This window comes from Rhodopila sp. (genome assembly GCF_965277165.1).
GTDB lineage: Bacteria > Pseudomonadota > Alphaproteobacteria > Acetobacterales > Acetobacteraceae > Rhodopila.
The window spans coordinates 1,614,471-1,633,796 of the sequence record NZ_CBDICE010000005.1 but is presented as its reverse complement, the minus strand read 5'-3'; the positions used below and the strand labels follow the sequence as shown (position 1 = coordinate 1,633,796).

Sequence of the window (19,326 nt, the reverse complement as noted above, 5' to 3'; positions counted from 1 at the left end):
GCCGGCCGGAGTGGGCCTCGGGCAGGCGGGTCGGCTGCCGATTCAGACCGCTCGACGGTTCGGCGGTCGACGTCGGATGGACTTCGGGGGCGTAGCGGCAAACACTGCCGCTCTCTCGGTGGAGATAGGAAATGACCCGACATGACATGCGTCATCAGGGCGAAGCGATGCTTCGGACTCTGTTCGGGTCTGCCGCCCAACCGGCTGGGCTGGCCAACCTGCTGACCGAGGCGGCGTATGGCGGGATCTGGACCCGGCCGGGTCTTGCCCTGCCCGACCGGCTGATCTGCTCGATCGCGGCGCTTGGCGTCGGGCCTCGGCCGCGGGCGCTGCGGCGCCACATCGGCGCCGGGCTGGAGCATGGGCTGGGCGCCGAGGCGATCCGCGAGATCCTGGTGCAGGCGTCGCTCTATTCGGGGTTCTCGGCGGCGGAGGAGACGCTGCCGCTGGCCGGGGAGGTGTTCGCCGAACGCGGCATCCAGTTTCCCGCCGATCCGCCCGAGGAGGTGTCGCTGGAGGTGCTGGACCAGCGCGGAGCGGCGCTGATGGCGCAACTGCATGGCAGCCGGGCGAGCGAGGGGTATGCGTCGCCGGACAATCCGGTGACCGGTGAATTGTATCCGGCGGCGATCCGTTACGGATATGGCGAGATCTGGTCGCGGCCGGGGTTGGAGCATCGGCAGCGGGCGCTGGTGGCGGTCGCCGCCTTCACCGCGCTGCGTCTGCCCGAACAGGTGGCAAAGTTCGGCCGGTCGGCGCTGAATGTCGGGCTGAACCGGACGCAGGTGATCGAGGCGATCATCCAGACCGCGCCGCTGACCGGGTTTCCGCCGGCATTGAACGCCTTGGGCGCGATCGGCGCGGCATTCGCCGCGTGACCGCGATCAGCTACGGCGACCGCCGCCTCGGCGTGCTGGTGCCATCCGGCAACAGTGTGGCGGAGACCGAGTTGCGGGCGATGCTGCCGCCCGATGTCACGATGCTGACCACGCGGTTGGAGCTGCGCGGCAGTTCCGCCGCCGAACTGCTGGCGATGCTGATTCAGTTGGAACACGCGGCCGCGCTGCTGGGACATGCGGAGCCCGAGGTGATCGCCTTCCACTGCACCGCGGTATCGACGTTTGCTCCACATCTGGCCGGCGAGATCCGTGACCGCATCAGCGCCGCGACCGGGCGACGCGCGATTGCCACGGCCGACGCGATCCTGGCGGGCCTGGCGACGCTGGGTGCCCGGCGGGTGCTGCTGGTGACGCCCTATGTCGAAGCCGTGCATCAGCGGGAGGTCGCGTTTCTAGGGGCACACGGGGTGAGGGTGACCGGCGGCAGTTGCCTCGGCGTGGACAGCAACACCGAAATGGCCGCGATCAGGCCCGAAACGATTGTCGCGCAAGTGCAGGCCGCAGCGTCGGGCGTGGTGGCGGACGCTTGCTTCATCAGTTGCACCGCAATTCGTTCCGCCGGGCTGATCGCCGCGCTGGAGGCAACGCTCGGTATCCCGGTGATCACCAGCAACCAGGTATTGGTCTGGCATGCGTTGCAGGTGCTTGGCATACATCGGCATGTCAACGGGTTTGGCCGGCTGCTGAGTTCAACGACCATTGCCAACGGCCCGTCGCGGCGCACATAAAGGCTGCGATGATGCGACGCCCTCCACACGCCGCTGGACACTCCCCGGGACACTCCTCTGGGCGGCCCCGGGCCTACGCGCCGGACCCGGCCGCGCCTCTGGGCCGGGGGTGCGACATGCCGGGCTGTGCCGAGGCCGGCGAGTACCGGGCGCCGAAGTCGCGGTCCAGCCTGAACGAATATCATTGGTTCTGCCTAGACCATGTCCGCGCCTACAATGCCGGGTGGGATTTCTACAAAGGCATGTCGCCGGCCGAGGTCGAGGCGCAGTTGCGTGCCGACACGTCCTGGCAGCGGCCGACCTGGCCGATTGGCAGCCTGGGCCACACGGCCTGGGACGAGGACGTATTGAAGGACCCGCTGCACATCCTGGCCGCGGCGCGGATGAAGACTCAGAAGCGGCCGGACCCGCACCAGGCACCGGCGGAGTTGCGAGAGCCGTTGGCGACTCTGGGCCTTGCGTGGCCGACCACGCTGGATGCGGTGAAGAGCCGCTACAAGGAGTTGGCCAAGCGTCATCATCCCGACGCCAACGGCGGCAGCCGTGATGCCGAGGAACGCCTGAAGACGATCAATCTTGCCTACGCGGCGGTGCGCTCCAGGCTTGGCTCCGAGGCTCGGGTCGCGGCCACCGGCTAGACCGAAGACCATCAGCCTCGCGCCGCCCTTGCGCGCCACGCCGGCAACGCTAGACTTTCTGCCAATTGCAACAGGAAACGCTGGACTATGAACACGGCTGTCGATATTGCCCCGTCCCGCCCGACGTCCGAGATCAACCTGCCCGATACCAAGGTGTCGGCGCGGCCGATTTTCGATCTTGATGTTGACATGGAGGTGCCTGCGTTTTCCGTGCGTACCGAGCACGTGCCGGACATCGACACGTCGTATCGCTTCGATCGGGAAACCACGATGGCGATCCTGGCGGGCTTTGCCTACAACCGCCGTGTGATGATCCAGGGCTACCACGGCACCGGCAAGTCGACCCATATCGAGCAGGTGGCGGCGCGGCTCAACTGGCCGTGCATCCGGGTCAACCTCGACAGCCATATCAGCCGCATCGACCTGATCGGCAAGGATGCGATCGTGCTGAAGGACGGCAAGCAGATCACCGAGTTCCGCGAGGGGATTTTGCCGTGGGCGCTGCAGCACGCCTGCACGCTGGTGTTCGACGAGTATGACGCCGGGCGGCCGGACGTGATGTTCGTGATCCAGCGCGTGCTGGAGGTCGAGGGCAAGCTGACCCTGCTGGATCAGAACCGGGTGATCCGGCCGCACCCGTCGTTCCGGCTGTTCTCGACGTCGAACACCGTTGGGCTTGGCGACACCACCGGGCTGTATCACGGCACCCAGCAGATCAATCAGGGGCAGATGGACCGCTGGAATATCGTTGCAACCTTGAACTATCTGCCGCACGCGATGGAAACCGGCATCGTGATGGCAAAGATGGGCATCGACGGCGCCAAGGACAGCGCCACCAAGAAGCGCATCGAAAGCATGGTGGCGCTGGCCGACCTGACCCGCGCGGGGTTCATCAACGGGGATATCTCGACCGTGATGTCGCCTCGGACGGTGATCACCTGGGCGGAGAACGCGCGCATCTTCGGCGATGTGGGCTTCGCCTTCCGGGTGACGTTCATGAACAAGTGCGACGAGGCCGAGCGGTCCACTGTCGGCGAATATTATCAGCGCTGCTTCAACGAGGACATCCCGACTGGTGGCTTTACCACTCGGAAGTTCGCCTAAGCGGGGTCTGGCATGAGCGGGAGCACGAAGGACAACGCCAGGGCCGAAGATTTCAAGCGCGCTACAGCAGGCGTGCTGCGCGCGATCGCTGAACAGCCCGATGTGCAGGTGGCATTTCAGCCCGGACCCTCCGGCGTATCCGGCAAGCGGGCGCGACTGCCGCTGCCGACGCGCGCCCTGCCCGCCGCCGAGATGGCGAAGCTGCGCGGCCAGTCGGACGCCATCGCGCTGCGGCTGCGCCATCACGACGACGGCCTGCACGCCCAGCGGATGCCGACCCGGCGGGAGGCGAAGGACGCCTACGACGCATTGGAGCAGGTGCGGGTAGAGGTGGTCGGGTCGCGCTTCATGAACGGCGTCAGCGCCAACCTGCGTGCCAAACTGGCCGAGGAATGCGAGTCCGAGGGCTATGACCGGATGACCCGCAAGGACCAGTTGCCGATCGACAAGGCACTGGCCTTGTTGGCGCGCGAGCGCTTGTCAGGCGATGCCGGGCCCGAGGCGGCTCGGCGTGTGCTGGATCTCTGGCGCGACACGCTGAGCGATTCGGCCGATCAGGCACTGTCGGAGATGATGACAGCGCAGCAAGACCAGGGGGCGTTCGCGCGGGCGTCGCGGCGGCTTTTGGCGGCGCTGGACCTGGCCGAGGCCGAGGTCGATGCCGACCCGGACGACAATTCCGAGGATGGCGAGGACGGCGGCGAGCAGTCCGGGTCGCAGGATAATTCCCAGGATGGCGAGGGTCAGTCGGAGTCAGAACAGGATTCGATGCTGGGCGCTCAGCCCGAGGAGATGGAAGGCGAGGCCGCTGACGATGACGGCTCGGAGTCCGAGGAAGAGGCGGCGGTGGCCGAGGGCGACGATCGACCCGGCGGTCCACAGCCGCGGCGGGAACGGCCCAATCCGGACAGCGATGCAGTCTATCGCGCCTATACGCGGCAATTTGACGAAGAGGTCGATGCCGAGGACCTGTGCGACGCGGATGAACTGGCCAGGCTGCGGCAGCAACTGGATCAGCAACTGCAGCACCTGCAGGGGGTGATTTCGAAACTGGCGAACCGGCTGCAGCGGCGCTTGCTGGCGCAGCAGACGCGGGCATGGGAATTCGACCTCGATGAGGGCCTGCTGGATGCCGGGCGGCTGGCCAGGGTGGTGATCAATCCGCTGCTGGCGCTGTCGTACAAGCGGGAACTGGATATGGAGTTCCGCGACACGGTGGTGACGCTGCTGATCGACAATTCGGGGTCGATGCGCGGCCGGCCGATCACCGTGGCGGCGATGTGCGGCGATATCCTGGCGCGCACGCTGGAACGCTGCGCGGTGAAGGTCGAGGTGCTGGGCTTCACCACGCGGGCCTGGAAGGGCGGCCAGGGCCGGGAGAAATGGGTGCAGGACGGCAAGCCGCGGAACCCTGGGCGGCTGAACGACCTGCGCCACATCATCTACAAGGCGGCGGACTCGCCGTGGCGGCGGGCGCGCAAGAACCTGGGGCTGATGCTGCGCGAGGGGCTGCTGAAAGAGAACATCGACGGCGAGGCGTTGCTGTGGGCCTACCGCCGGCTGCTGGTACGGCCGGAACACCGGCGCATCCTGATGGTGATTTCCGACGGTGCGCCGGTAGATGATTCGACACTGTCTGTGAACCCCGGAAACTACCTGGAGAAGCACCTGCGCGAGGTGATCCGCGATATCGAGAACCGCGACCAGGTGGAGCTGATCGCCATCGGCATCGGCCATGACGTGACGCGGTATTACCGCCGGGCGGTGACGATCGTCGATGCCGAGGAACTCGGCGGCACGATGATGAAGAAGCTGACCGAACTGTTCGACGAGGACATGGACGCGGCCTGGGCCCGCGCGGCCGGTGAACGCGCGGCGATCGTGGTCTGAGCGGTTAGGCAAAGCCCGCGGGATTTGCGGAATCGCCGGCGACCTGGTTGCCGTATGTGCGCGAAGGTCTGCCGCTTCGAGTGGTGGACGACGCCCTCGCCGATGGCCGCATTTCCCTCGCTGAACTGGACCGGCTGGCGTTGCCGCGCAAGACGTTGGCGCACCGGCGTGGCCTGGGGTCGCTGACCGCCGAACAATCCGATCGGTTGAGCCGCCTGTTGCGCATCATCGAGGACGCCGAGACGACATTCGGCGAGCGAGCCAAGGTGCATACCTGGCTGCGTCGGCCGACAGCGTTGCTGGACGGCGAGGCGCCGCTGGACCGTCTGGATACCGATATCGGCACCCGGCAGGTCGGGGCGATCCTGGGGCGTATTGCGCACGGACTTGGTGCCTGATGCTGGCGTGGCGGCTTTGCCGCCGCGCGCATGCGGATCTTAGCGGCGAGGGCGCCCGTCGGTTTGGCGGGCGATGGAACAGTGTCGGCCGGCCGCTGGTCTATCTGGCGGAACACCCCGCTCTGGCGGCGTTGGAGGTGCGCGTCCACTTCGATCTGCCGTTCGAGCTCTTGCCGGTGGATTTCGTGCTGATGCAAGTCGTGGTGCCGGATGGCCCCGACAGGATGTTCGCCAGCGGAGCGGACAGCGTCGAGGTGGGAAACACGTGGTTGGCGTAGGCACAGTCGTGTGCCCTGCTTGTCCCGTCCGTATTGGTGCCGCACGCCTGGACGTGTTGCTCAATCCGCGTCATCCCGATGCCGCCCAGGCCGCGGTGCGCACGATCGAGGCGTTCGGCTTCGACCCCAGGCGGTGGCGGCCATTGGCCGGCGAGGGCTAGCCGGCGGGGGTATTAGCCTTCAGGAACGCCACGACCCGGTCGCGCTGCTGGTCCAGGTGGTCAGGGCCGCGCCAGTCTTTCAGCACCTCCACCCCTGGCAGCAGCGCGGCCAGTTCGGCGCTGGTGGCCGCCGGGTGTGGGATGTCGCTGCCGGGCAGCAAGAAGGTGGGAACCGGACAGCGACGGACAAAGTCCTGCTCGACGCAGAACACGAACGGATGGTCCCACATGTTGTGGCCAAATCCGGCCAACGCGTCTGAGTTTAGTTCGAGGCGGGCGGCCATTTGCTCCTTGGTCCACTCGGCGTGGCTGTCGGGGAAATATTCGGGATGGTCCGGATGCAAGCCGATCGGGTTCTGCAACACCGCCGAGGCCACGCGATTCGGCGCGGTTTGCGCCGCCTTGAGGCAGAAACTGCCGCCGATGCAGCCGCCGAGGACATGAAATTTCTCGAATCCGAGATAGTCCATCAGCGCCATATGGTCGGCGGCGTAGGTGTGCCAGCCGTGGTCCGCCTCGATGGCGGCGACCGAAGCGCCGGCGTTGCGCTGATCCATCGCCACTGCGGTGAAGCCGGCCGCCGGCAGCGCCTGGGTCCAATCCACCCAAGGGCGCGCGGGGCCCGAGGCGGGCGCGGGCCACATCTCCATGCGCGATCGCAGGCCGCCGGGGGCGAACAGCAGCACCGGGAAGCCGGCCCCGAAGGTCTGGTAATGGATCTCGCCATCGGGGCGCTGCAGGGTCGGCATCGGGTTCCTCCTGGGCTTTACCGAGCACGCTGCCTGCGGCGCCGGATCAAAGCAAGGTCAGCCGAGCAGCCGTTTTGCTTCGGCCGCGTCGGCGGCGATTTGGGCTTTCAGCGCGTCGAGGCCGGAGAACTTGGTCTCGGCGCGGATGTAGGTGTGCAGCGCGACCGTGATGTCGGTGCCGTAGATGTCGGCATCGAAGTCGAACAGGTTGACCTCCAGCCGGCTTTCGGTACCGGCATTGACGGTGGGGCGGCGGCCGATGTTGCAGACGCCCTTGACCGTGGTGCCGTCGGCCAGGCGGGTGGTGACGGCATAGACCCCCCTCGCCGGCTCAAGATGGCGGCCGAGCGGCACGTTGGCGGTCGGGAAGCCAATGGTGCGGCCGCGTTGGTCGCCGTGGCTGACGATGCCTCGGATCGCCCATGGACGGCCGAGTTCGGCGGTCGCCGGTTCCGGATAGCCGTCTTGCAGTGCTCGGCGAATGCGCGATGACGACAGCGGTCCTTGCGCGTCGGCGACCGGAGGCACCAGCGTCAGTCCCATGCCGAGGGTTTCCGCCCGCTTGGCCAGGAAGAAGGTGTTGCCGCCACGACGGTGGCCGAAGGCGAAGTCCTGACCGGACACCAGATGGCGGGCGCCGAAGCCATGATGCAGGACCTGGCCGACAAAGTCATCGGCGGTCATCAGGCTAAACTGTTGGTTGAATGGAAGTTCGTAGAGCAGATCGACACCAAGCGCGGCCAGCGCGTCGGCGCGTTCGGCGGACAGGGTCAGGCGGAACGGTGGATCATCGGGACGAAACACCTCACGCGGATGGGGCTCGAAGGTGAGCACCGCGAGGGGGGCGTCGGGACGTGCGGCATGGGCGGCGCGGATGACGCTGGCGTGGCCGCGATGGACGCCATCGAAGTTGCCCAGCGCGACGGTGGCGCCGCGGGCATCTTCTGGCACGTCGCGCCAATCGGTAAAGATCCGCATCAGCGACGCGAGGGCACCAGGAGACAGGCTTCGCCATCGATCACAACGTTCTCCTTCACCATGCAAGTGGTGCGCAGGGTGGCGCTTTTCTGCAGCAGGTTCAAATCGGTGATTCGCACCATGGCGGTGGCGGTCTGCCCGATCCTCACCGGCGCATGGAAGGTCAGCGACTGACTGACATAGATCGTGCCGGGGCCGGGCAACCGGGCGCCAAGCAGTGCCGAGATCGGACCGGCAGACAACATGCCGTGCGCGACGCGTGCGCCGAAGTGGGACCGGCGGTCAACTTCTTCATCGAGGTGGACGGGGTTGGTATCGAGACTGACGGCCGCATGTATCGTTACGTCGGCGTCGGTGATGGTCCTGGACAGGGTCTCGGTCTGGCCGATGTACAGGTCGCCAAAGCTATAGAAGCTGGACATTCTGGCGATCCCGGTTTGTTGTGATGCCTCGGCAACTCATGAACCGTGCCGAAAGCAGCCGGACATCCCGGCGTTGCATGCGCACACAGTATTGATCCGGAACCGAGAGGGTATCATGCCGGCAACGCAAATTGGCTGCTCCGAGGACCTGTTGGCGGAGCTTTCCACCTGGGTACGAATGGAGACCCCGACGACCGATGCGGCGGCGGTGAACCGGCTGATGGACGTGGCCGAGGGTGAACTGACCCGCGCCGGGGCCGCAATCACGCGGATTGCCGGACGCGACGGTTACGGCGACAATCTGATCGCGCGCACGCCGGTGGCGGCCAAATCCGGCGCGGAGAAACCGATCCTGGTCGCCGGGCACCTCGACACGGTGTGGTCACACGGCACGCTGGACCCGATGCCCTACGTGGTGAACGGCGCCAAGGCGCACGGCCCAGGCATATACGACATGAAGGCAGGCAGCTTTCTGGCATTCCACGCGCTGCGGTCGATCCTGCTGCAGGGTATTCCGACGCCTCGGCCGATCGTGCTGTTGCTGACGCCGGATGAGGAAGTCGGCAGTCCGACCAGCCGCTGGCTGATCGAGCGGGAAGCGGCGCTGGCGGCGACGGTATTGATCCCGGAACCGGCCGGCGCGGGCGGGGCGTGCGTGACCGCCAGGAAGGGCGTGGGGCGGTTCATCATGCGAGTGGAGGGGCGCGGATCGCATGCCGGCGGCGCGTTCGAGGATGGCGCCTCAGCGATTATCGAATTGTCGCACCAGATTATTGGACTGCACCGGATGGTGGACATCGAGCGCGGGATCACGCTGAACGCCGCGCCGATCTGGGGCGGGTCGAGGCCGAACGTGATTGCTCCGGATGCCGGCTGCGAGATCGATCTGCGGGTGAACTCGGCGGCGGATGGGGAGGTGATGGAGCAGCGGCTGTTGGGGCTGACGGCGAAAACGCCCGGTTGTCGGGTGATCGTCGAGGGCGGGATGAACCGGCCGCCCTATACCGAAAGCGCGGCGATCGGCTCGCTCTACGCGCATGCGCAGGGGATTGCCCAGCAGGTCGGCCTGGCGCTGCCGAAGCAGCATCGCGGCGGCGGTTCGGATGGCAATTTCTCGGCCGCGCTGGGGATTCCGACGCTGGACGGGCTGGGCTGTCCGGGTGCGGGCGCGCATGCCAGCCACGAGCACATTCTGTGGGGCCATCTGGCGCAGCGGGCGGCGCTGATGGCGGGACTGCTGGAGACGCTTTAGCATGATCGCGGCTTCGAACGTTCAAGGCGCGTAAATCAGGCTGACGGTGGCGGTCGTTGGGGCCACCGGGCAGCGGCATCGGGCAGCATGATCAGCCGCCGAGCATGGCTTGCGCGGCCAGTTGCACGCAGCGCTCGAACACCGACAGGTCGCGCCAGCGATCCTGATCGTCGCGCACCAGGGCGCCGCCGGAACCGTTGATCGCGGCCTCGATCATCAGGTTGTCGAACAGACCGAACTGTTCCACCAGCAATCCGTCGGCATCGCGCCAGGTTCCCTCCGGCTGCTGGCGGGCGCCGACCAGGGATTGGGTGCGGTCGAGCAGATCGGCGGACACCGTGGCGTAACCGAACAGCTTCAGGCCGAGGCCGCGGGCAAACCCGACCTCGTAAACCGTGCCCACGTCGGCGCTGGGCCCGCGGAACGGGGTCAGGTTGGCGACGACGGCGGCACAGCTTCTGATATGGGCTTCGTTGCGCAACGCGATGCGCTGCCATTCGGGGAGGACCAGCCAGTCGGGCGGCTGATCCGGCAGGTCATCGAGCGGCGACACGCCGACCAGATGAAAACCGGCACAGATCGCCTTCTTGCGCTGCATCCAAGCGATCGGATCGGGCAGGAAGACGTCTGGGCCGGCGAGATACACCCGTGTCATGTCGGTTCGTGCAGCAGGGTCGGGCCGGCCTTGATCGGGTCAGTCCGCCAGCGCGGCGACGCCGGGCAGGGTCTTGCCCTCGAGCCATTCCAGGAAGGCGCCCCCGGCGGTGGAGACGTAGGTCAGTTGGTCGATCACGCCGGCGTGGCGCAGGGCCGAAACCGTGTCGCCACCGCCGGCCACGCTGCGCAGCCCATTCTTGGTGGCGGCCGCGACGGCGCGGGCCAGGGCGACCGTGGCGGCTTCGAACGGCGGGGTCTCGAACGCACCCAGCGGGCCGTTCCAGACCAGGGTTTGCAATGACGGGAGTTGCTGGATCAAGTCCGCCACCGAGGCCGGCCCGATATCGAGGATCATCGAGTGGGCCGGAACCGCGTCGGCGGGCACCACCTCGGTCGGCGGATCCGGCTCGAACGTGCGGGCGACGACGGCATCCGTGGGCAGCCAGATCCGGCAGCCGGCGTCACGCGCCTTGCCAAGGATGTCGAGCGCGGTTGGGTGCATGTCGGCCTCCTGCAGGGATTTGCCGACCCGCTTGCCCTGGGCGGCCAGGAACGTGTTGGCCATCGCGCCGCCGATGATCAGCAGATCGACTTTGCCGACCAGATTGCCGATCAGTTCCAGCTTGGTCGACACCTTGGCGCCGCCGACGATCGCCGCCACCGGACGTGCCGGGTTACCCAGGGCGGCATCGAGTGCCTGCAGATCGGCCTGCATCAGGCGCCCGGCATAGGCCGGCAGCAGGTGCGCCACGCCCTCGGTGCTGGCATGGGCGCGGTGGGCGGCAGAGAACGCGTCGTTGACGAAGATTTCCGCCAGCCGGGCCAGGGCGGCGGCGAATTCAGGGTCGTTGGCCTCCTCGCCGGCGTGAAAGCGGGTGTTTTCCAGCACCAGCACGCCTCCCTCCGTCAACAGTCCGACCGCCTGTTCGGCGGCGACGCCGGTGCAGTCCTCGACGAAGCGGACGCGCCGGCCCAGGACTTCGCCAAGCGCGGCGGCGATCGGGGCGAGCGACATTGCCTTGACGCGCTTGCCTTTCGGGCGGTCGAAATGGCTGCAGACGATGACTTTGGCGCCGTTGCCCGACAGTTCGCGAATCGTGGGCGACAGGCGCTCGATGCGAGTCAAGTCGGTGATCTTGCCGTCGCGCAGTGGCACGTTGAGGTCGGCGCGCAGCAGGACGCGCTTGCCGCCGACGTCGAGGTTGTCGAGGGTACGGAAAGGCATGGTTGAACTTCCTGCGTGAGACGCTAACACGGTTCGCGGTGGACGTTGTGTAAGGCGGCCTTGGCTAACGCGGCGCTTCCCCGGCAGCGGTGGTCCCCAAGGGACGTTATCCAGGCGAATTTGCGCAAGGGAAGTCGATCAGGGAAAGCTGTCCAGGGAGCGCCACCGATTCAAAGGGCCCTGCCGGCCCAACACCGCTGGTTCAGACCCCAATCAACCCCGCCGCGGCACCCAGACTGGCTTTACAGGCTGCCGAACAGCGCGGCGGTGTCGGCCATGCGGTTGGAGAACCCCCACTCGTTGTCGTACCAGCCCATGACCCGGGCCAGGGCGCCGTCCACCACCGCGGTCTGGGTGGCGTCGAAACTGCAGGAGGCGGGGTTGTGGTTGAAGTCGACGCTAACCAGCGGCGCAGTGCTGTAGTCCAGGATTCCGGCCAACTCGCCCTTCGAGGCATCCTGCATCGCGGCGTTGATGTCCTCCTTTGTGGCCTGGCGCGACAGATTGACGTCGAGCGAGACCAGCGAGACGTTGGGGGTCGGAACGCGGATGGCGGTGCCGTCCAGCTTGCCCTTCAATTCCGGCAGCACCAGCCCGACGGCACGGGCGGCGCCGGTCGAGGTTGGGATCGTGGAAACCGCCGCGGCGCGGGCGCGGTGCAGATCCTTGTGCAGCGTGTCCACGGTGTTCTGATCACCGGTATAGGCGTGGATGGTCACCATGTAGCCGCGCAGGATGCCGAAGCGCTGTTGCAGCACCATGGCCATCGGCGCCAGGCAGTTGGTGGTGCAGGATGCGTTGGACACCACCGTCATGTCCTTCGTCAGCGTCTTGTGGTTGACGCCATAGACGATGGTCGCGTCGACCTCATCGGCGGGGGCGGAGATCAGCACCTTGCGGGCGCCCGCGGTCAGCAGCGCCGACGCCTTGGCCTTGCTGGCGAAGATGCCGGTGCACTCCAGCGCCACATCGACACCTTTGTAGGGCACCTTGGTGGGGTCGCGTTCGGCGGACACTTTCAGCGGACCATGGACCTTGCCGTTGTGGCGGATGGTGATGGCGTCGCCGGACACCTCGATCTGGCCAGGAAACCGGCCATGCACGCTGTCGTAGGCAAACAGATGCGCGTTGGCCTCGACGCTGCCCAGGTCATTGATGGCAACCGGCACCACATCGTCCCGCCCGCTTTCGATGATGGCGCGCAGCACCAGGCGTCCGATGCGCCCAAATCCGTTGATCGCGACCTTTACCGCCATGACTTGCTCCCGTTCGGTTACCATTTGGTATGTGATACAGCCTTAACGCCACAGTCTTTGGGACAAATCAACGCTAACCGCCCGCGCGGCGTGCCGGTTTGATGCGCTGTCATCCGACACGGCGGGTCACTGCGGCGACCACGGCGTCGATCGTGATCGCGAAATCCGCATCGCGCCGCGGATGGCCGGCGGACGCGACTGGCCCGGGCAGGCCGATGAAAGTGCCGTCTTGACCCAGCCACTGGTCCCAGCCGAAGCCTGAGGCGGCCTCGACGCCGACGCGCGGCGCGGTGCCCAGGACCCGGGCGCGATACGCGATATCCTGCAGGGCGAATTGTTCCCAGCACGGTAGCGAAACGACTGCGACGAAGACGCGGGCGGCCGCCAGATGGTCACGAGCGGCCACGGCGATCGCCACTTCCGATCCGGTTGCGATAAGGGTGGCCTGGCGCGATCCCTCGGCCTCGGCCAGGACGTAACCGCCGCGGGCACAGCGGTTCTCGGCCGCGTCGGTGCGCCCTGTCGGCAGGGTCCGGCCTGGCAGCACCAGCAGGCTGGGACCGTCCGCCCGACGCAGCGCGAGTTCCCAACATTCGGCGGTTTCCATGCTGTCGGCGGGACGATGCACGTGAAGATTGGACATCGCGCGCAGGCCGGCCAGATGCTCGGCCGGGTGATCGGTGGCGCCGTCCCGGCCGGTGGCGGCGGCTTCGTGGGTCAGCACATATATCACGCGCTGACGCATGATCGCCGCCATCCGCAACGCCGGCCGCAGCGAGTCGCTGAAGGCAACGCCTGTCGCCACATACGGGATGATACCGCCATGCAGCGCCATGCCGTTGGCGGCAGCGGCCATGGCGTGCTCGCGAATGCCGTAGTGAATATGTCGGCCGCCGTAATTGCCGACGGCTATCGGCGCCATGCCCTTTGCCGGGGTGTCGTTCGCCGCGGTCGGGCCGGCCAAACCGCCAATCAGTTCGGGGGTAGCGGCGACCAGCATGTCCAGGCACTCATGTCCCGGGGCGTGTCCCGGGACACGGTCTGGAGCGCGGCTTGAAGTGCGACCGGCGGCCGCTAGCCGACACTCGGCGATGCGCTGCTTCAGTTCGGCCACCGCCTCATGCCAGGTGTCCGGCAAGCGGCCCGACATCACCCGTTCGAACTCGCCGCGCTGGTTGTGTCGGGCGAGACGCTTCAGCCAAGAACGGCGCGCGGCGGCGCCTCGGCTGCCGACGGCGTGCCAGCGCTGGGTCACATCGGCCGGGGCCAAGGGGCGGTCGTGCCAACCGGTGCGCGGGCTGGCGCCGGCGGTGGCCGTCAAATCCGACGTCGAGTCGGCGGCTGGGTTTGTTGCCGCGACATTGGCGGCTGGTGGCGGGATCGCCGCGCGGCAGGCGATCAACGTGGGTTTTCGGGAGCGCACGGCGAAGGACAGAGCCGCGTTGATCTGGGCCGAATCATCGCCCTCGACCTGTTTGGTGGCCCAGCCATAGGCAGAAAACCGCTTCAGCACGTCGTCGGAACAGAACAACGCCCGATCGCCATCGGTCGAGCAGCGTTCATCGTGATACAGCACCACCAGCTTCGAAAGGCCAAGGTGCCCGGCGAGCACGGCGGCCTCGTGGCTGACCCCCACCATCAGATCGTCATCCGAGGCGACCACCCAGGTCCGGTGATCGACCAGCGACTTGCCGAAGCGCGCAGCCATATTGCGTTCGGCGAGCGCCATTCCGACGGCGGTCGCCAAGCTCTGCCCGGATGGGCCAGAGGCGGTCTCGATCGCTGGATGGCCGGCGTGATCAGGATAGAGTGCGGCGGCCGGCCCGGCGCGGATGTCATCGATCGACATCGCGTCATGCCCGGTCAGGTGGATCAGCGCGCGCAGCAGTATCGAGTGATGGCCGGCGGACAAAACGAAACGGTCGCGGTCAGGCCATCGAGGATCGGCCGCGTCGAATTTGTGGAACCGGGTCCAAAGCGCGGTCGCGACATCCGCCATGCCAATTTGGGCCACGCCGATTTGAGCGGGGTCGATCGGCGGTTCGGAGTGACCGGGCTTCGATAGTCTTATCGCATCGATCCCCAAGGCGCGGACAGCATCCGCCATTAGGCGTGACGGAGCGATCGGTTCGGCCGGGATCGCGGACCGGCGGGCCAGGGCGGGATTGTCCGGCGGCAATACGATGGGGACGTCCATGCCGTCTCCTTGACGGGGTTTGGTTTCGGATCGGCGTCATCGCGCCATCACCCCGGCCGGGCGAAGCCATTACCGGACGGTCGGGCCATCCGGACGCCCGCGGGCCGAACGGTTCAGGGGCCGGATCGTGGGGGTGGCCTGGCCTCTGTCTTGGGCTTGCGGTTGTGCCAGGCTTCCATCAACTGCAACACCGTCGCCGCCGTCTCTTCGATCGAACGGCGGGTCACGTCGATCGTCGGCCAGCCATGGCTGTTGCAGAACCGCCGGGCCCACAGCAGTTCGGACCGCACCGCGTCTTCATCGACGTATTCCGAGGCATCGGCTCGGATTGGCCCGGTCTGACTGCCGCCGCCGATCAGACGCAAGCGATGGCGGCGGATGTCGATCAGCGCCTCGGGCGCCAGGGTCAGGCCGATCACCGGGCACCTGATCTCCCCCAGCCCCGGCGGGATCGGCAGGTTGGGGACCAGCGGCACGTTGGCCGCCTTGATGCCGCGATTGGCCAGATAGAAGCAGGTCGGTGTCTTCGAGCTTCGCGACACGCCGACCAGCACCACGTCGGCCCCGGCCAGCCCAGGCTGGGCCTGGCCGTCGTCATGCGCCAGCACGTAATGCATCGCATCGATGCGAGAAAAGTAATCCGCGTTGAGCACGTATTGGCGGCCGGGCCGCGCCTCGGCCTTCTGGCCGATGACGTCCTGCAGGGCGTCGATCACCGGATCGAGGACGTTGACCACCTTGACGTTGAGCCGCCCGCAGGTGGTGTCGAGTTCAAGCCGCAAGGCGCGGTCGATCAGGGTGGACAGAACCGGACCGGGTTCGGCCTCGATGCCTTCAAGCACGCGGTGAAGCTGGAAGCGGGTGCGGATCAGGCTCCAGCGGTGATGGATGATCTGCGCTGGTTCGAACTGCACGGTGGTGGCCCGGGCGATGGCATTGAGGGTTTCCCCGGTGGCATCCGACACCAGGTGCAGGTTGATACGCTGGGCTTCGAGGGGCGGGTCCATAGCCCGACCATACAGGGCCAGCGACCACGCGGCGAGCGCTATCCGGGATTTTGCGCCTGGCTGCCCACTTAGGCGCGCCGAGATGGGTCAATCTGCTGCGGCGGGGGCTGTTGCAGGCAGAGTAGCTACCCCGCAAGAGGTTAGCCTGCGCGTCGTTGTTTCGCTTAGCTGATAACTATGCACCAAGATAAAACTTGCGGATTAGGTCGTTATTGCTCAATTCATGATTCGATTCGCCTGCAAATTCGATGCGGCCATGCACTATTATGTAGCCGCGGTTGGCTATGCGGATGGCTTGGCTGAAATTTTGCTCCGCCATCAAGACCGCGAGTTGGAAGCTATCCTTCAGCTCTTTGATTTTGTCTATGGTCCGCGCCACCAGCAGGGGCGCCAGCCCAACCGATGGCTCATCGATCAGCAGCAAGCGCGGCGCAGACATCAAGGCGCGGCCAAGCGCGAGCATCTGTTGCTCGCCTCCACTCATGGACCCGGCGAGTTGTCTTCGTCGTTCGGCCAGACGCGGAAAGAGCTCAAAGCAGAAGGCAAGGTTTTGCTGGACTGCGGTACGCGCCTTCTTACGGAACGAACCCATCAAAAGGTTCTCGTTGACCGTCAACCGCGGGAACAAGTGGCGCCCTTCCGGTACGAAGCCAATGCCGAGATCAACGATAGCCTCTGTAGACATTCCGATCAGTTCATGCCGAATTCCATCAATCTCAGCGGCAATTGATCCCGCGGACGGACGAACCATTCCCATCACACACTTCATCAAGGTGGATTTGCCATTCCCATTGGTGCCCAGGAGCGCCACGATCTCGCTTTCCGCGACAGACAGGGAAATGCCGTGCAAAATCTTCACGACACCATATCCAGCATGCAGACCGTCGATAGAGAGACTAGCTGCCAAGATAAGCCGCCACTACGTCGGGCTGGCCTATTACATGCTTTGGATCGCCGTCGGCGATTTTTCGCCCAGCCACCAAGACGATCAATCGCTGCGAAAACGCCAGCACCGCTCGCATGATGTGTTCGATCATTACTATGCTAACGCCGCGTGCGTTAACTTTCATCAGGAGGGTAAGGATTTCGTCCACCTCCTGGTGGGAGAGACCGGCCATGACCTCGTCAGCGATCATTAGTGTCGGTTCGGATGCCATCGCCCGCGCCAGTTCGAGCTTTCGCAGTTCAATCTGAGTGAGCTCCCCTGGTCTGCGGTCAGCCTTGTCCAACAGACCGACCATGTCGAGCAGTTCCTCGCATCGCTGGCTTGACCGGAACGCTGCGCGGGTCCGTTTCTCGCCTCCCGCATAAAGGCAGGGGATGAGAACGTTCTCCGCTAGCGTCATTGTTGGGAAAGGTCGGGGCAACTGAAAGCTGCGAGCCAAGCCCAACCTGGTCCTTCTATGGGCAGAAAAGCCGCTTAGTTCGACCCCGCGAAAGACAATCTTTCCGCTGTCATGCCGCAGCGTGCCGCAAAGGCAATTCACCAAAGTGGTCTTGCCGGAACCGTTTGGTCCGATGAGCCCGACACGTTCACCCACGGCAATCTGAAGCTCCACATCTGAGAGCGCGACAAAACCACCAAACCTTTTCCTCAATCCCTCGACCGTCAGCAGCGCCTCGCTCATCGTTCAAACCAACCCAGGATGCCTCGAGGTGCTGCGACCACGAATGCCACGAGTAACAAACCTACCAGCAAGAGGGACAACGCCGATGATATTGTGACGACAGCAATCTGCTCCATCACAGCGATCAGAATGGCGCCTATGACGGGTCCCGCCCACGTCCCCATTCCGCCGATCAGTGGCATGGCAATCGTATTGACGGCGTAGCTCAGACTGAAGCCTGACGCGGGATCAATATATGTCACATAATACGGCAACGGCGCGCCGGCCATCCCCATCAAACCGCCCGACAGCACCGTCGCGATGAGCTTTAATCGCAGTGTTGGGACCCCGGACGCCTCGGCTGCCAATTCGTCGTCGCGAATAGCCGAGAACCCATACCCCAATCGAGAATGCTCTATGGCCCGCGCAACCGCAACCGACGCCGAGGCCAATATAAGCATGACGATAAACAAATATTGAACATAATCGCCGCCAAAGATTGGCGAGTGAGTAGGCCGAATGATGTAGGCGCCCCGGGATCCTCCAACAAAGTCCCAGTTGGTGATCAGAGTTTGCGTCACGATTGCCATCGCCAGCGTTGCGATCGAGAAAAATGCTCCGCGCAATCTGAGCGTTAGATAGCCCATGGCTAAACCTACGACACCCGACACTATTCCGCCCGCCAGCATCATTGCCGGCAACGGTAACAGGGGCACGGTTTTATGTAACAGCACGGTGGTGTAGGCACCGAGAGCAAAGAAACCGGCGGTGCCAAAGTTCACATAACCAGTGTAACCACCAAGGATGTTCCAGGCCGTTGCCAGCACGATGTATTGCAGCACGACGTAACCAGCAAAGAACACATAAGCATTGTTGATTAGTTTGACTAATCCGAAGGTCAGCGCCGCCACTAGCAACGCAAAGAAGAGGAACCGAGCATTACGCACTAGGTGCGTCCAAACAGGCCCGCCGGCCTCACCGCGAGTGTCACGAGCAGGAGGCCGAAGGCCACAGCCGGCGACCAAGATGGCCCGTAAAAGGTCGAAGTGAGGCTTTCCATGACACCCAATGCCATCGCCGCCACCACTGTCCCGCCAAAACTTCCAAGACCCCCCATCACGGAGATCGCAAAAATTCGACCAATGTAGTCGCGAGCGATTGAGGGCTCCACTGGCTGAATTATGATCAGGGTCGCGCCCGCGATCGACGCACTGGCGATCGAAAGGCCAAAGGCAATTCGCTTAATTCGGCCTGGATGAGCCCCCATGAGGCGCAGTGCCATTGGATCCTGGGCCACCGCCTGAATCGCTCGTCCCAGGAACGTGTAGGACATAAACGATTGCAGCACGCCAATGAGCGCCCAAGACACCAGGAACGGAACGACGAGCCGCAGTGGCAGATCAACGCCACCGATGTGCAGGCTCGGTCCGATATAGGGCGCAACCACTAATCGGTAATCCACGCCGAACGCCAGCACCAAGCCAACCTCGATGACGAACAAGATGCCGAAGAAGAAGGCCAAACCGCGAATTGAGGCATCACCTCTTCGTTCAAAAGCGACGTCGTAAAGGCTGTAAATGGCCGCTCCCAACAAGTAGAACAGAGGCAATAGGACAATACTTGATAGGATCGGGTCAAAGCCAAACCTACTGTTGGCGATAAACGCTGTATAGGAACCCAGGACGATAAACCCAGGATGAGCAATGTTGACGACATCCAGCATACCGAAGGAGATCGAGACCCCAATTGTGACAGCCGCATAGAAGCCGCCCAGGAGGATCCCGGATACAAGGGCGTTGCTTAGGAGGTCGAAGGAAAAATCCATCGCTTCAAATGCGCCGTTTTTGAGTGGCTTGCTGCACGACGGACTCTAGTAAATT

Annotated in this window: 20 protein-coding genes; 8 read left to right on the top strand and 12 right to left on the bottom strand. The window is 65.0% G+C overall.

Annotation, left to right across the window (positions count from 1 at the left end):
• Positions 1 to 131: 131 nt before the first annotated feature.
• The 7 genes from ACQY4Y_RS08230 to ACQY4Y_RS08200 all read left to right on the top strand — a co-directional run bounded on the left by ACQY4Y_RS08230 (position 132) and on the right by ACQY4Y_RS08200 (position 5,935).
• Positions 132 to 878 (top strand): carboxymuconolactone decarboxylase family protein, encoded by a 747-nt coding sequence (locus tag ACQY4Y_RS08230; protein ID WP_428490065.1) that lies wholly within the window; start codon positions 132 to 134, stop codon positions 876 to 878.
• The gene (locus tag ACQY4Y_RS08225) at positions 875 to 1,627 is read left to right on the top strand and encodes a maleate cis-trans isomerase family protein (RefSeq protein ID WP_428490064.1); all 753 of its coding nucleotides are present in this window, start codon (positions 875 to 877) and stop codon (positions 1,625 to 1,627) included. Before ACQY4Y_RS08230 ends, ACQY4Y_RS08225 begins: the two co-directional genes overlap by 4 nt.
• Positions 1,628 to 1,743: 116 nt before the next feature.
• Entirely contained in the window at positions 1,744 to 2,265 is a 522-nt protein-coding gene (locus ACQY4Y_RS08220) for a J domain-containing protein (RefSeq protein WP_428490063.1), read from the top strand.
• Between the two features lie 87 nt (positions 2,266 to 2,352).
• Positions 2,353 to 3,369, top strand: a complete 1,017-nt coding sequence (gene cobS / locus ACQY4Y_RS08215) for a cobaltochelatase subunit CobS (RefSeq protein ID WP_428490062.1) — start codon at positions 2,353 to 2,355, stop codon at positions 3,367 to 3,369.
• Positions 3,370 to 3,381: 12 nt separating this feature from the next.
• Positions 3,382 to 5,259: a cobaltochelatase subunit CobT gene (cobT, locus tag ACQY4Y_RS08210; protein WP_428490061.1), complete on the top strand. Its 1,878-nt coding sequence runs from the start codon at positions 3,382 to 3,384 to the stop codon at positions 5,257 to 5,259.
• A 56-nt stretch (positions 5,260 to 5,315) separates the two neighbouring features.
• Positions 5,316 to 5,657, top strand: coding sequence for an antitoxin Xre/MbcA/ParS toxin-binding domain-containing protein (locus ACQY4Y_RS08205; RefSeq protein WP_428490760.1), 342 nt, complete (start codon positions 5,316 to 5,318; stop codon positions 5,655 to 5,657).
• Entirely contained in the window at positions 5,657 to 5,935 is a 279-nt protein-coding gene (locus tag ACQY4Y_RS08200; protein WP_428490060.1) for an RES family NAD+ phosphorylase, read from the top strand. The genes ACQY4Y_RS08205 and ACQY4Y_RS08200 overlap by 1 nt, the downstream gene beginning before the upstream one ends.
• Positions 5,936 to 6,092: 157 nt before the next feature.
• Here the strand turns inward: ACQY4Y_RS08200 and ACQY4Y_RS08195 are convergent, their stop codons facing one another.
• Genes ACQY4Y_RS08195 through ACQY4Y_RS08185 form a run of 3 tightly spaced genes read right to left on the bottom strand, consistent with a single transcriptional unit; the run spans position 6,093 to position 8,245 of the window.
• On the bottom strand, positions 6,093 to 6,845 hold the full coding sequence (locus ACQY4Y_RS08195) for an alpha/beta fold hydrolase (protein ID WP_428490059.1): 753 nt from the start codon (positions 6,843 to 6,845) through the stop codon (positions 6,093 to 6,095).
• Positions 6,846 to 6,902: 57 nt separating this feature from the next.
• Positions 6,903 to 7,823, bottom strand: a complete 921-nt coding sequence (locus ACQY4Y_RS08190) for a bifunctional riboflavin kinase/FAD synthetase (protein ID WP_428490058.1) — start codon at positions 7,821 to 7,823, stop codon at positions 6,903 to 6,905.
• Positions 7,823 to 8,245, bottom strand: coding sequence for a MaoC family dehydratase (locus ACQY4Y_RS08185; protein WP_428490057.1), 423 nt, complete (start codon positions 8,243 to 8,245; stop codon positions 7,823 to 7,825). Before ACQY4Y_RS08185 ends, ACQY4Y_RS08190 begins: the two co-directional genes overlap by 1 nt.
• Before the next feature lie 115 nt (positions 8,246 to 8,360).
• On the opposite strand from ACQY4Y_RS08185, the gene ACQY4Y_RS08180 reads away from it, so the two are divergent.
• Positions 8,361 to 9,497 (top strand): M20 family metallopeptidase, encoded by a 1,137-nt coding sequence (locus tag ACQY4Y_RS08180; protein WP_428490056.1) that lies wholly within the window; start codon positions 8,361 to 8,363, stop codon positions 9,495 to 9,497.
• Positions 9,498 to 9,588: 91 nt separating this feature from the next.
• On the opposite strand, the gene ACQY4Y_RS08175 is transcribed toward ACQY4Y_RS08180, so the two are convergent.
• From ACQY4Y_RS08175 to ACQY4Y_RS08135, 9 genes are all read right to left on the bottom strand, one after another.
• Positions 9,589 to 10,152, bottom strand: coding sequence for a nucleoside 2-deoxyribosyltransferase (locus tag ACQY4Y_RS08175; RefSeq protein WP_428490055.1), 564 nt, complete (start codon positions 10,150 to 10,152; stop codon positions 9,589 to 9,591).
• 39 nt (positions 10,153 to 10,191) lie between these two features.
• Positions 10,192 to 11,379 carry a phosphoglycerate kinase gene (locus tag ACQY4Y_RS08170; RefSeq protein ID WP_428490054.1) on the bottom strand — a complete coding sequence of 396 codons (1,188 nt, stop codon included), beginning with the start codon at positions 11,377 to 11,379 and terminating at the stop codon, positions 10,192 to 10,194.
• A gap of 242 nt (positions 11,380 to 11,621) precedes the next feature.
• Positions 11,622 to 12,635 carry a type I glyceraldehyde-3-phosphate dehydrogenase gene (gene gap / locus ACQY4Y_RS08165; RefSeq protein ID WP_428490053.1) on the bottom strand — a complete coding sequence of 338 codons (1,014 nt, stop codon included), beginning with the start codon at positions 12,633 to 12,635 and terminating at the stop codon, positions 11,622 to 11,624.
• A gap of 109 nt (positions 12,636 to 12,744) precedes the next feature.
• Entirely contained in the window at positions 12,745 to 14,832 is a 2,088-nt protein-coding gene (locus tag ACQY4Y_RS08160) for a transketolase-like TK C-terminal-containing protein (protein ID WP_428490052.1), read from the bottom strand.
• Between the two features lie 113 nt (positions 14,833 to 14,945).
• On the bottom strand, positions 14,946 to 15,839 hold the full coding sequence (locus ACQY4Y_RS08155) for a pyruvate, water dikinase regulatory protein (RefSeq protein ID WP_428490051.1): 894 nt from the start codon (positions 15,837 to 15,839) through the stop codon (positions 14,946 to 14,948).
• Positions 15,840 to 16,014: 175 nt separating this feature from the next.
• Positions 16,015 to 16,698 (bottom strand): ABC transporter ATP-binding protein, encoded by a 684-nt coding sequence (locus ACQY4Y_RS08150; RefSeq protein WP_428490050.1) that lies wholly within the window; start codon positions 16,696 to 16,698, stop codon positions 16,015 to 16,017.
• Between the two features lie 37 nt (positions 16,699 to 16,735).
• Entirely contained in the window at positions 16,736 to 17,467 is a 732-nt protein-coding gene (locus tag ACQY4Y_RS08145) for an ABC transporter ATP-binding protein (protein WP_428490049.1), read from the bottom strand.
• Positions 17,464 to 18,393 carry a branched-chain amino acid ABC transporter permease gene (locus ACQY4Y_RS08140; protein ID WP_428490048.1) on the bottom strand — a complete coding sequence of 310 codons (930 nt, stop codon included), beginning with the start codon at positions 18,391 to 18,393 and terminating at the stop codon, positions 17,464 to 17,466. Before ACQY4Y_RS08140 ends, ACQY4Y_RS08145 begins: the two co-directional genes overlap by 4 nt.
• Positions 18,393 to 19,271, bottom strand: a complete 879-nt coding sequence (locus ACQY4Y_RS08135; protein WP_428490047.1) for a branched-chain amino acid ABC transporter permease — start codon at positions 19,269 to 19,271, stop codon at positions 18,393 to 18,395. Before ACQY4Y_RS08135 ends, ACQY4Y_RS08140 begins: the two co-directional genes overlap by 1 nt.
• Positions 19,272 to 19,326: the final 55 nt, after the last annotated feature.

Excerpts from the sequence above, each read along its gene's own strand:
- ACQY4Y_RS08230 (WP_428490065.1), top strand. The coding sequence starts at position 132 with ATGACCCGACATGACATGCGTCATCAGGGCGAAGCGATGCTTCGGACT.
- ACQY4Y_RS08220 (WP_428490063.1), top strand. The coding sequence starts at position 1,744 with ATGCCGGGCTGTGCCGAGGCCGGCGAGTACCGGGCGCCGAAGTCGCGG.
- cobS (WP_428490062.1), top strand. The coding sequence starts at position 2,353 with ATGAACACGGCTGTCGATATTGCCCCGTCCCGCCCGACGTCCGAGATC.
- cobT (WP_428490061.1), top strand. The coding sequence starts at position 3,382 with ATGAGCGGGAGCACGAAGGACAACGCCAGGGCCGAAGATTTCAAGCGC.
- ACQY4Y_RS08200 (WP_428490060.1), top strand. The coding sequence starts at position 5,657 with ATGCTGGCGTGGCGGCTTTGCCGCCGCGCGCATGCGGATCTTAGCGGC.
- ACQY4Y_RS08195 (WP_428490059.1), bottom strand. The coding sequence starts at position 6,845 with ATGCCGACCCTGCAGCGCCCCGATGGCGAGATCCATTACCAGACCTTC.
- ACQY4Y_RS08190 (WP_428490058.1), bottom strand. The coding sequence starts at position 7,823 with ATGCGGATCTTTACCGATTGGCGCGACGTGCCAGAAGATGCCCGCGGC.
- ACQY4Y_RS08185 (WP_428490057.1), bottom strand. The coding sequence starts at position 8,245 with ATGTCCAGCTTCTATAGCTTTGGCGACCTGTACATCGGCCAGACCGAG.
- ACQY4Y_RS08180 (WP_428490056.1), top strand. The coding sequence starts at position 8,361 with ATGCCGGCAACGCAAATTGGCTGCTCCGAGGACCTGTTGGCGGAGCTT.
- ACQY4Y_RS08175 (WP_428490055.1), bottom strand. The coding sequence starts at position 10,152 with ATGACACGGGTGTATCTCGCCGGCCCAGACGTCTTCCTGCCCGATCCG.
- ACQY4Y_RS08170 (WP_428490054.1), bottom strand. The coding sequence starts at position 11,379 with ATGCCTTTCCGTACCCTCGACAACCTCGACGTCGGCGGCAAGCGCGTC.
- gap (WP_428490053.1), bottom strand. The coding sequence starts at position 12,635 with ATGGCGGTAAAGGTCGCGATCAACGGATTTGGGCGCATCGGACGCCTG.
- ACQY4Y_RS08160 (WP_428490052.1), bottom strand. The coding sequence starts at position 14,832 with ATGGACGTCCCCATCGTATTGCCGCCGGACAATCCCGCCCTGGCCCGC.
- ACQY4Y_RS08155 (WP_428490051.1), bottom strand. The coding sequence starts at position 15,839 with ATGGACCCGCCCCTCGAAGCCCAGCGTATCAACCTGCACCTGGTGTCG.
- ACQY4Y_RS08145 (WP_428490049.1), bottom strand. The coding sequence starts at position 17,467 with ATGAGCGAGGCGCTGCTGACGGTCGAGGGATTGAGGAAAAGGTTTGGT.
- ACQY4Y_RS08135 (WP_428490047.1), bottom strand. The coding sequence starts at position 19,271 with ATGGATTTTTCCTTCGACCTCCTAAGCAACGCCCTTGTATCCGGGATC.